The 10,260-nt window shown below is 34.3% G+C and carries 10 protein-coding genes; 8 read left to right on the top strand and 2 right to left on the bottom strand.

What is annotated here, in order from left to right:
• Positions 1-208: 208 nt before the first annotated feature.
• Entirely contained in the window at positions 209-493 is a 285-nt protein-coding gene (locus AACZ92_RS04605; protein WP_117159807.1) for a type B 50S ribosomal protein L31, read from the bottom strand.
• 223 nt (positions 494-716) lie between these two features.
• On the opposite strand from AACZ92_RS04605, the gene AACZ92_RS04600 reads away from it, so the two are divergent.
• From AACZ92_RS04600 to AACZ92_RS04570, 7 genes are all read left to right on the top strand, one after another.
• Positions 717-1,247, top strand: coding sequence for a DUF4199 domain-containing protein (locus AACZ92_RS04600; protein WP_339697612.1), 531 nt, complete (start codon positions 717-719; stop codon positions 1,245-1,247).
• Between the two features lie 9 nt (positions 1,248-1,256).
• A complete protein-coding gene (locus AACZ92_RS04595; protein WP_339697611.1) occupies positions 1,257-2,210 on the top strand; it encodes a glycosyltransferase family 2 protein in 954 nt (317 codons plus the stop codon).
• Between the two features lie 40 nt (positions 2,211-2,250).
• A complete protein-coding gene (locus AACZ92_RS04590) occupies positions 2,251-3,969 on the top strand; it encodes a phospho-sugar mutase (protein ID WP_339697610.1) in 1,719 nt (572 codons plus the stop codon).
• Positions 3,969-5,795, top strand: a complete 1,827-nt coding sequence (locus AACZ92_RS04585; RefSeq protein ID WP_339697609.1) for an ABC transporter ATP-binding protein — start codon at positions 3,969-3,971, stop codon at positions 5,793-5,795. The genes AACZ92_RS04590 and AACZ92_RS04585 overlap by 1 nt, the downstream gene beginning before the upstream one ends.
• Positions 5,796-6,309: 514 nt before the next feature.
• On the top strand, positions 6,310-6,873 hold the full coding sequence (locus tag AACZ92_RS04580) for an RNA polymerase sigma factor (protein ID WP_339697607.1): 564 nt from the start codon (positions 6,310-6,312) through the stop codon (positions 6,871-6,873).
• A 54-nt stretch (positions 6,874-6,927) separates the two neighbouring features.
• Entirely contained in the window at positions 6,928-7,428 is a 501-nt protein-coding gene (locus AACZ92_RS04575; protein ID WP_339697605.1) for a hypothetical protein, read from the top strand.
• 1 nt (position 7,429) lies between these two features.
• Entirely contained in the window at positions 7,430-7,873 is a 444-nt protein-coding gene (locus AACZ92_RS04570; RefSeq protein WP_339697603.1) for a sensor of ECF-type sigma factor, read from the top strand.
• A gap of 67 nt (positions 7,874-7,940) precedes the next feature.
• Here AACZ92_RS04570 and AACZ92_RS04565 read toward each other — a convergent pair whose 3' ends face one another.
• Positions 7,941-8,981: an oxidoreductase gene (locus AACZ92_RS04565; protein WP_339697601.1), complete on the bottom strand. Its 1,041-nt coding sequence runs from the start codon at positions 8,979-8,981 to the stop codon at positions 7,941-7,943.
• Positions 8,982-9,051: 70 nt separating this feature from the next.
• Here AACZ92_RS04565 and AACZ92_RS04560 point away from each other — a divergent pair, with 70 nt between their 5' ends.
• The gene (locus tag AACZ92_RS04560; protein WP_339697599.1) at positions 9,052-10,260 is read left to right on the top strand and encodes a methyltransferase domain-containing protein; all 1,209 of its coding nucleotides are present in this window, start codon (positions 9,052-9,054) and stop codon (positions 10,258-10,260) included.

The following is a 10,260-nucleotide window of genomic DNA, read 5'->3' as shown; positions in this document are numbered from 1 at the left end:
TCAGTATTCAGTATTCAGTATTCAGTATTCAGTATTCAGTATTCAGTATTCAGTAAATATACAAATCAAAAGTAAGGTTGTTGAGTAATTTTTTAATTTTGCAATAGCAAACTTGAAAAATTGTATCGAAACAACCGATTTAAGAATAGACAAATAAAAAAAGCCCTCGAAAAATCGAAGGCTCCTTATATATTGTATCAAAAAAAGATTACTCGCTATCTTTAGCTTCCTCTTTTTTAGGTGATTTTTTGAATTTTGCGTATTTGTTTTTAAACTTATCAATACGTCCAGCAGTATCAAGTAATTTAGCTTTACCTGTGTAGTATGGATGAGAAGTTCTAGATATTTCCAGTTTTACCAATGGGTATTCTGCACCGTCAACCTCAATCGTCTCTTTTGTCTCTGCAGTAGATTTTGTTAAAAAAACATCGTCGTTAGACATATCTTTAAAAGCAACTACTCTATAATTTTCAGGATGGATACCTTTTTTCATCTTGTTATCTTTTTAATAGGGTCTCAATTTTGAGAATGCAAATTTAATTATTTTTAATAAACAGACAATACTAATTAGATTTTTTTTGAAAAGAAAATCAAACTTTCATCCAAAATTACATAGATTGTATATTTCAGAAAAATAAACCGTAACAATTTACTACTTTTGTTAACTAACTAACCAAACCTGCCTGCCAATAATTGGAGGCTCAAACTTCTTAAAAATGGAAAATCAAACTGCATCAGTTAAAAAAATTGGCCTTAATTATGGTCTTATTCTTGCTCTATTAACCATAGGTGTCTCTGTTATTGTATATGTACTGGGGATGCATTTAGAACAGCCTTGGTGGCAATCTGTATTAAACTTTATATTTATGGCAGTATGCATTGTATATGGTTTAAAAGCTTTTAAGAGTGGAAGTGGCGGATTTATGTCTCTTGGTGATGCTCTTAAAACAGGTCTTTTAATTTCACTTATTGCAGGAGTTATAGGTTCTATTTTCACATATTTATTTATCACTGTTATCGAACCTGATTTTATTCCTCAAATGCTCGATGCTACCCAAGAAAAAATGATTGAGCAAAATCCTAATATGACTCAAGAACAAATGGACATGGCCATGGGAATGACCGAGAAGTTTATGAGTCCGTGGATAATGTTTGCAATGGGAATGATTGCTTCGCTTTTCTTCGGATTTATCATTTCATTAATTTCAGGTTTAATAATGAAACAAAACCGCCCAACCTACGAATAAAAATAATACATGAATTTATCCATCGTTATTCCACTTCTTAATGAAGAGGAATCCATAAAAGAACTTTACCATTGGATTGCAAACGTTATGCAATCCAATGGTTTTTTATACGAACTCATCTTTATTGACGATGGTAGTACAGACAACTCTTGGAACTTAATTGACGAATTGGCACGCGAACACAAGGAAGTAAAAGCCATTCGGTTTTTAAAAAACTTCGGAAAATCGCAAGCCTTGCACGCTGGCTTTGCACTTGCTATTGGGGATGTAGTAATCACTATGGATGCCGATTTACAGGATAACCCAGAAGAAATTCCAGATTTATATAAAATGGTTGTAAATGACGGTTACGATTTGGTTTCAGGCTGGAAAAAGAAACGATACGACTCGGTTATTTTTAAAAACATGCCTTCTAAGCTGTTTAATTTTGCCGCTCGAAAAACTTCTGGTGTTAAACTACACGATTTTAATTGCGGTTTAAAAGCATACAAAAATGACGTAATTAAAACCATTGAAGTTACTGGCGAAATGCATCGGTATATCCCAGTATTGGCTAAAAACTCTGGTTTTAACAAGATAAGTGAAAAAGTAGTGAAGCACCAAGCTCGAAAATATGGCACGACCAAGTTTGGAGCCGAACGCTTTGTTCGTGGTTTTCTCGATTTAATTACTATTTCTTTTTTATCACGCTTTGGAAAAAGACCCATGCATCTTTTTGGAGCTTGGGGCGCTTTTATGTTGTTTATAGGCTTTTGCTTCGCCTTATACTTAGGAATAGACAAATTATTTATTCATAAACAAGCACGCCTTTTAACCGAACGTCCTGAATTCTTTATCTCTTTAACCGCTATGGTTTTAGGAACCCAACTTTTCCTTGCAGGTTTTTTAGGTGAACTAATTTTGCGCAGTAAGAAGAATTCAAAAAACTACACTATTAAAGAACACCGAAACGTTAAAGAATAACGAATTGGTTTCCTTATTTTTGCACTTTTAATTGTACCGAATGATTTACGTAGATCCTACTATATTAGAGCGCGTCAATAAATGGCTCACTCCTTTTTTTGACACCGAAACACAACACACCATAAAAGAAATGATAGCTCACGACCCCGAAGGGCTGGAAGATAGTTTTTATAAAAATCTAGCTTTTGGTACTGGTGGAATGCGTGGTATTATGGGAGTTGGCGACAACCGAATCAACAAATACACCCTCGGAAAAAACACACAAGGACTTTCTAATTATTTAAAAGAGCAATTTCCCAACCAAACTATAAAGGTTGCAATTGCCTATGATTGTCGTCATAACAGTAAAGAATTGGCACAGGTAGTTGCCAATGTTTTTTCAGCAAATGATATTGAAGTGTATCTCTTTTCAGATTTACGCCCTACGCCAGAGCTTTCATTTGCAGTGAAGCATCTTAACTGTCAATGCGGAATTGTTTTAACAGCATCTCACAACCCACCGGAATATAACGGTTACAAAGTATATTGGGAAGATGGCGGACAATTAGTTCCACCACAAGATGGCGAAATTATCGCTGAAATAAATTCGTTGGAATATTCAGATATTAATTTTGAAGCCAATTCAGAAAAAATCCAACTAATAGATTCAAAAGTTGATGATGCTTTTGCTGAAGCATCTATCAAAAATGGAAGTTTTAATACTTCAGAAAAAGCGAAAGATAATTTAAAAATTGTTTTTACATCGCTTCACGGAACTTCAATTACCATGATTCCAAGGGTTTTAGAAGAAGCTGGGTATAAAAATGTAACTGTTGTAGAAGAACAAGCCAAACCAGATGGCGATTTCCCAACCGTACAATCACCTAATCCAGAAGAACCAGCCGCATTAAAAATAGCTTTGGAGTTAGCAGAAAAACAGGGTGCAGACATTGTAATTGGTACCGATCCCGATTGTGACCGTTTGGGTATTGCCGTACGTAATACCGATGGAAAGTTAACAATACTCAACGGTAACCAAGCCATGGTACTAAAAACCCACTTTTTGTTGGAACAATACAAACAAGCGGGAAAATTGAACGGCACCCAATTTATTGCCTCAACGGTGGTCTCTACTCCAATGATGCAAAAATTAGCTGAAAACTATCAAGTAATCTACAAAGAAGGTCTTACTGGCTTTAAATGGATTGCCAAAATGGTAAAAGACTTCCCAGAACTTGAATTTATTGGCGGTGGTGAGGAGAGCTTCGGTTTCATGGTGGGTGATTTTGTACGCGATAAAGATGCGGTGACCGCTACCCTACTCGCCTGTGAAATTGCTGCACAGAAAAAAGAAGCTGGAAGTAGCCTGTTTGAGTACTTACAATCAATTTATGATGAGTATGGAACATACCGTGAGCATTTGGTTTCATTGGTTAAAAAAGGAAAAAAAGGAGCTGAAGAAATTTCAGAAATGATGAAAACGCTTCGTGAAGATCCTTTCACTGAAATTGCTGGCAGCAACGTAATCCGTTTTGAAGATTTACAAAAACAAGAAGCTATAACATTTCCTTCTAAAACAATGGAAACTTTAGACATTCCAAAATCAAATGTATTAATTTATTACACCGAAGATGGTAGTAAAATTGCAATGCGACCTAGTGGAACAGAACCTAAAATTAAGTTTTATATGAGTGTGAATACAAAATCTACAGGAGAAAATGTTTCAGAAAAACTGCAACAAAAAATTGATAACATTAGTACGCATTTAAACATTAGCTAATGAAATATTTTAAAAAAATACTCCGTTTTGCACGACCTTATAAAGGGTATGCGTGGATGAATATTATATCAAACGTTTTTTATGCCTTGTTTGGCACCTTGGCATTTGTTTCGCTAATGCCGATGCTGAAAGTATTATTTGGAAATTCAGAAAAAGTTTCCACAGTGCCGGAGTACACAGGGATTACTGAAATTGGCAGTTACTTAGAAAGTTACTCAAATTATTACATCAACCAGAAAATTGAAACTACTGGAGAGCTAAACGCTCTTATGATTATGATTTCGCTTGTAATTGGTACTTTTTTACTAAAAAACTTGTTTGGCTATTTGGCGATGTACTTTATCACCTATTTACGTAACGGTGTGTTAAAAGACCTTCGGAACGCATTGTACAAAAAAACAATAGACTTACCGGTCTCTTTTTATTCCGAAAAAAGAAAAGGAGACACTATTGCCCGTATAACGAGTGATGTATTGGAAATACAACATTCTTTCCTGTCTATTTTAGAGTTGATTGTACGCGAACCCTTAATGATTCTTTTTACCATTATCGCTATGTTGGTTATAAGTCCACAGCTAACATTGTTTGTATTTATCTTTATACCAGTTTCTGGTTTAATTATTTCGCGTATTGGTAAAAGTCTAAAAAGAAAATCTGATAATGTACAAAGGGAACAAGGAATGTTTTTGAGTATTTTGGAAGAAACGCTTGGCGGACTTAAAATTATCAAAGGTTTTAACGCTGAACGTATCTTTAACAGGAAATTTAATGATTCGACTTCACGATTTTATAAGTTTTCAAATTCTTTGATTAACAGACAAAATCTTGCCTCGCCTACTAGTGAATTTTTAGGAATTGTAGTCATCGCTATTTTACTGTGGTATGGCGGTTCTATGGTATTAGTAGAAGGAACCTTAGAACCAGAACAATTTATTGTTTTTATGGGTCTTGCTTACAATATCTTAACCCCGGCAAAGGCGATTAGCAAAGCGAGTTATGGTGTTAAAAAAGGAAATGCGGCTGCTGAGCGTGTTCTGGAAATATTAGAAACAGAATCTACGATCAAAGACATTCCAGAGGCTCGCGACAAAAAAGGATTTATAAGTAAAATTGAAATCAAGGACATCTCCTTTAAATATGAAGATGAATATGTACTTCAAAACTTTTCACTTACCGTGCCAAAAGGTGATACTGTGGCTCTTGTAGGACAAAGCGGAAGTGGAAAAAGTACCATCGCCAATTTATTGACCCGTTTTTACGATGTAAATGAAGGATCGATAACAGTTGATGGATATGATATTAAAACCATTACACAAAAATCGTTACGTAACTTATTAGGACTGGTTACTCAAGACTCTATATTGTTTAACGATACCATCAAAGAAAATTTACTAGTTGCTAAAGAAAATGCTACAACTGAAGAAATTGAAGATGCGTTGAAAATTGCCAATGCCTGGGAGTTTGTAAGAGACTTACCTAAAGGAATTGATACCAATATTGGTGATAGTGGTAATAAATTAAGTGGCGGACAAAAGCAACGCTTGAGCATTGCAAGAGCGGTACTTAAAAACCCGCCTATTATGATCTTAGATGAAGCCACTTCAGCTTTGGATACAGAAAGCGAACGATTGGTACAGGACGCATTAGAGAAAATGATGAAAAATCGTACTTCTGTAGTTATTGCGCATCGATTATCAACCATTCAAAATGCCGATAAAATTGTGGTCCTTTCAAAGGGTAAGATTGTTGAACAAGGAAAGCACAATGAACTATTAGCAAAAAAAGGTGTATATCACAGTTTAGTTGAAATGCAATCATTAGCATAGTTACTAAACACAAACTTATGAACATAAAAAAGAGCGGTTGGGGAACCGCTCTTTTTTAATTTTAATCACCATATTTGGGGCACATGGTGATTACATAAGTAAGTTATTTAATTCAAATATATATTCTTTTTTTAATTTCACAAAGAAAAAATGTATTTAATCTTGATTTTTTACACTTTATCGATTATTCTACTTTAATTTTTACAGCTATTCTTACAAATTCGTTTGTTGTAAATTAGAACTTTCAAAGAAATGAAAAAACGGGTCAGCCCCCGCTTAGACCCGTTTTTAACTTGTTTTTGCTATACTTGAGGCTTATAACAAAAACACACACATAAGTAGTGTTCCTCAAAATTAGTAATTATTTTCCTACAAAAAAACTATTTACGCTTTTTATCGTTAAAATTTGTTTTTAATCGATTTATACAAATAATAATATCAATTAAAAAAAAGTAGTTTTACAATTAAACCTTTTACATTTAAAGAGGTCAAAATAGATAAATAATTATTTTTTTTGGTAACAGAGAACGATTTAGTCACTGCTTTACAAAACGATAAGCAAAAAGAAGCTGCTTTTAGAGATCTCATGTCTCAATATAAAGAACGGTTATATTGGCATATTCGTAAAATAGTATTGAATCATGATGATACCGATGATGTATTACAAAATACATTCATTAAAATTTATAAAAACATTCATTCATTTAAAGGTGATAGCAAACTTTATACGTGGATGTACCGCATTGCTACCAACGAGTCCATTACATTTATAAATAAACGGGCTAAAAGGAAACAGATTTCTTCAGAAGAAGTAAAAGAGCGGGCTATTGAAAATTTAACGAGTGATGTTTATTTTGAAGGAAAGACTATTCAAATACAATTGCAAAAGGCTATAGCCACGTTACCGCCAAAACAGCAACTGGTATTCAATATGAAATATTTTGATGAACACACCTACGATGAGCTTTCAGAAATTTTGGAAACTTCAGTAGGCGGGCTAAAAAGCAGTTATCATATTGCGGTAAAAAAAATAACTGAATTTTTAAAAACCCATGAGAGTGGTTTTACAACTACTTAAAACAAATACTGTTACAAAATGAAACCTTTTAGTGTTTCTATAGTCATAAGATAAATGGACAAGCAAAAATATACATCTGGTTTTAAAATTCCGAAGGGATATTTTGAAGCGTTTGAAGAAGATCTCTTCACAACGATAGCTTCAGATAAATTACCTAAAGAAACAGGGTTTGCTGCTCCAAAAGGTTATTTTGACTCATTAGAAGAAACCTTAATGCAGCATCCTGACATTTCAGGGAAAAAGACAAAAGTGCGTTCGCTGTTTGCTAATAAGAATTTAAGATACGTAGTTGCCGTTGCTGCCTCTATCGTGTTAATAGTTTTACTGTTTAATCAAAATAAAACTGTAGCCTTTGATATTAACTCGGTCGATTATTTAGCCATTGAAAATTATATAAACGAAGGTGAGCTTGATTTTGATGTGTATGATGTATCTAGTATGCTTTCAGAAAACGATAATAGTTCATTGTACTATGAAACTGAGACTATTTCCGAAGAAGATATGGAAAGTTACCTTTTAGAAACTGTTGATGAATCCATTTTATTAAATGAATAATATGAAAAAAATACTTATTCTATTGGTGTTGGTTAGTTCAGCTGCATTTGCTCAAAAAACCGACAGAGAAGAGTGGCATAAAAAGATAGATGCTTTAAAAACCGCTCATATTACGCAAGCACTCCAACTTTCTTCTGCTGAAGCAGAAAAATTTTGGCCAGTTTATAATCTGTATGATGAAAAAATGCACGATTTGCATAGAACAAAGAAAAGAGAAATCTACTCAAAATTAAAAAACGGTGTAGACTCTATGAACAGCTCTGAAGCAAATACTTTAATTGATAGAGAGTTAGAGCTAGAGCAAAAAGAATTACAATACCGAAAAGAATTAATAGCTGAGCTTAAAAAAATAATTTCGCCAAGTAAAATTATTAAACTTAAAAAAGCGGAAGATGATTTTAAAAAAGAGCTACTAAAACGGTATCGACAGCGAAAAGATAGATAATAATTGATTGGTTGGTTTTTGTTTAGCTAAAAGGGAATATATCGTGAGATATATTCCCTTTTACTATTTACTTAAAAATGATTTTAGATATTTTATTATTACCACTAGCAAAAGCAATAGAGTCGTTTACAAATTCAATTGCATAAAAGCCTTCTTTTGAGAGTTCCTGCCAGTTTTCACCTTGGTCATTGCTGTAAGATAACCCCGGTGAGCCTACTGCAACCAAATCATTTCCTTTTGTGTTGGGCACAAACTTTACAGATGATCGATATCCAGGTCCTTTACCGTTACTTAATAAACGCCATGTTTTTCCGCCGTTATTGGTTATGGCTTTGTTTCCTTCATTAAATTCTTTCTTATCCCAATCCCCACCGAATATCACACCTATTTTAGCATCAAAAAAATCAACACTATAAATTCCGGTCATGGCTTTTCCTTGTACAATAGGCGTATCATAAACTTCCCAATCTTTCCCTTTATTTTTTGAATGAAATACACGTGCTTGCTTCCCTCCTGTTGCGATCCAAGCATTATTTTTATAAAGCGCTATGTTACTGTTACTGGCCGCAAAAGCGGCTTCTCCTGTTTCAACCTTTGGAAGATTGTCACAAGGAATTTTTTCCCAGGTGTTTCCACCATCTTGAGTAATGAGTATGGACAGGCAGTCATCAACAGGATCACCCATTGCAATTCCTTCCATATTATTCCAAAATTTCATAGAGTCATAAAAAACGTTTTCTCCATTTTCGGTATATACTTCTTGAATATTAGTTGCCTCTTTTCCATTAAAACCAATTTTATACAATACAGCCGGGTTTGATATACTCAACACAAAAGCAGCAGAATCGGTAGCCGCAATGGAACGGAAATGTAATAGGGAGTCTTCATATTTAATAGTAGCTAGCTTAGCTTGCTTATTATCAATGAGCCCGACAATGCCTTTATCTGCAGCAAACCAAACTCTATTTTCATCCAAAGGTTGAATAGCTCTAATACTTAAACTGTCTATAAATACTGGTTCTATATCGACAGAAGTAAAATTTTTTGAATGGTTTGACGTACAGGAGGCTAAGCCTACCAATACAAGTAGAAAGGGGAAAAAGCGCATATATAAAATTTTTCGCCAAAAATAAAGAAAACAACGGGATTATAATACCTTTGCAATCCAAATTAAAACCATGAGGTTACACCGAAATTTAGTATTTGCAACGATCGATTCCTTGCACTTGATTTTCAATGAAAATAAGCAAGCTGATAAAGTTTTACGAGACACTCTAAAACGTGATAAACGTTGGGGATCTCGCGACAGAAGCTTTATTGCAGAAACCACTTACGATATTGTACGTTGGAAACGTTTATACGCCGAAATAGCAGAAGTTAAAGAACCTTTTGACCGTTCGAACCTATTCCGCCTATTTACAGTTTGGGCGACGCTTAACGGAATAAAAATTCCTGAATGGCCTCAATTTGAGGACACCCCTACCCGCCGTATTAAAGGTAAATTTGATGAATTATCAAAAATTAGAAAATACCGAGAATCCATTCCAGATTGGATGGACAAATTAGGCGAAGCTGAATTAGGTAAAAAGTGGACTGCAGAAATTAGTGCATTAAATCAATTGGCCGATGTAGTATTGCGAGTAAACCCATTGAAAGCTACGGTCAAACAAGTCCAAAATGAGCTATTCGATGCCGAAATAGAAACCGAAACTATTAAAGGCTATCCGTATGCTTTAAAACTAAAAGAACGTGCTAACGTCTTTATTACCGATGCTTTTAAAAATGGCTGGTTTGAAGTCCAAGACGCCTCGTCTCAAAAAGTGGCCGAAATTTTAAAACCAGAACCTGGAATGCGTATAATTGATGCTTGTGCAGGTGCTGGTGGGAAAAGCCTTCATATTGCTTCGTTAATGGATAATAAAGGACAGGTGATTGCTCTTGATATCTATGGTAATAAACTGAAAGAACTGAAGCGTCGTGCACGCAGAAATGGAGTACATAACATTGAAACTCGAGTAATCGACACTACAAAAGTGATTAAAAAGTTAAAAGGTTCTGCTGATAAAGTTTTAATTGATGCGCCTTGTTCTGGTTTAGGTGTTTTAAAACGTAATCCAGATGCCAAATGGAAATTACAACCTGAGTTTCTTGAAAAAATAAAAAATACACAACAAGAACTGCTAACTTCTTATTCTAAGATGGTAAAACAAGGAGGACAATTAGTGTATGCTACGTGTTCTATTTTACCTTCAGAAAACAGTGAACAAGTTTCTACTTTTTTAAGTAGTGAAGCTGGGAAAGATTTTTCACTAACACAGGAAGAAAAAATATACCCTAGCAAATCTGGGTTTGATGGTTTTTACATAGCATTGCTTCAACATAAATAA

It is taken from the genome of uncultured Marixanthomonas sp. (assembly GCF_963974425.1).
Lineage (GTDB): Bacteria > Bacteroidota > Bacteroidia > Flavobacteriales > Flavobacteriaceae > Marixanthomonas.
The sequence above is the reverse complement of the archived record's forward strand: the minus strand, read 5'-3'. Positions and strand labels throughout refer to the sequence as shown.

What these genes read in the sequence shown, in the direction of transcription:
- AACZ92_RS04575 (WP_339697605.1), top strand. Translation starts at nt 6,928, where the DNA reads ATGGACAAGCAAAAATATACATCTGGTTTTAAAATTCCGAAGGGATAT.
- AACZ92_RS04585 (WP_339697609.1), top strand. Translation starts at nt 3,969, where the DNA reads ATGAAATATTTTAAAAAAATACTCCGTTTTGCACGACCTTATAAAGGG.
- AACZ92_RS04565 (WP_339697601.1), bottom strand. Translation starts at nt 8,981, where the DNA reads ATGCGCTTTTTCCCCTTTCTACTTGTATTGGTAGGCTTAGCCTCCTGT.
- AACZ92_RS04570 (WP_339697603.1), top strand. Translation starts at nt 7,430, where the DNA reads ATGAAAAAAATACTTATTCTATTGGTGTTGGTTAGTTCAGCTGCATTT.
- AACZ92_RS04595 (WP_339697611.1), top strand. Translation starts at nt 1,257, where the DNA reads ATGAATTTATCCATCGTTATTCCACTTCTTAATGAAGAGGAATCCATA.
- AACZ92_RS04590 (WP_339697610.1), top strand. Translation starts at nt 2,251, where the DNA reads ATGATTTACGTAGATCCTACTATATTAGAGCGCGTCAATAAATGGCTC.
- AACZ92_RS04560 (WP_339697599.1), top strand. Translation starts at nt 9,052, where the DNA reads ATGAGGTTACACCGAAATTTAGTATTTGCAACGATCGATTCCTTGCAC.
- AACZ92_RS04605 (WP_117159807.1), bottom strand. Translation starts at nt 493, where the DNA reads ATGAAAAAAGGTATCCATCCTGAAAATTATAGAGTAGTTGCTTTTAAA.
- AACZ92_RS04600 (WP_339697612.1), top strand. Translation starts at nt 717, where the DNA reads ATGGAAAATCAAACTGCATCAGTTAAAAAAATTGGCCTTAATTATGGT.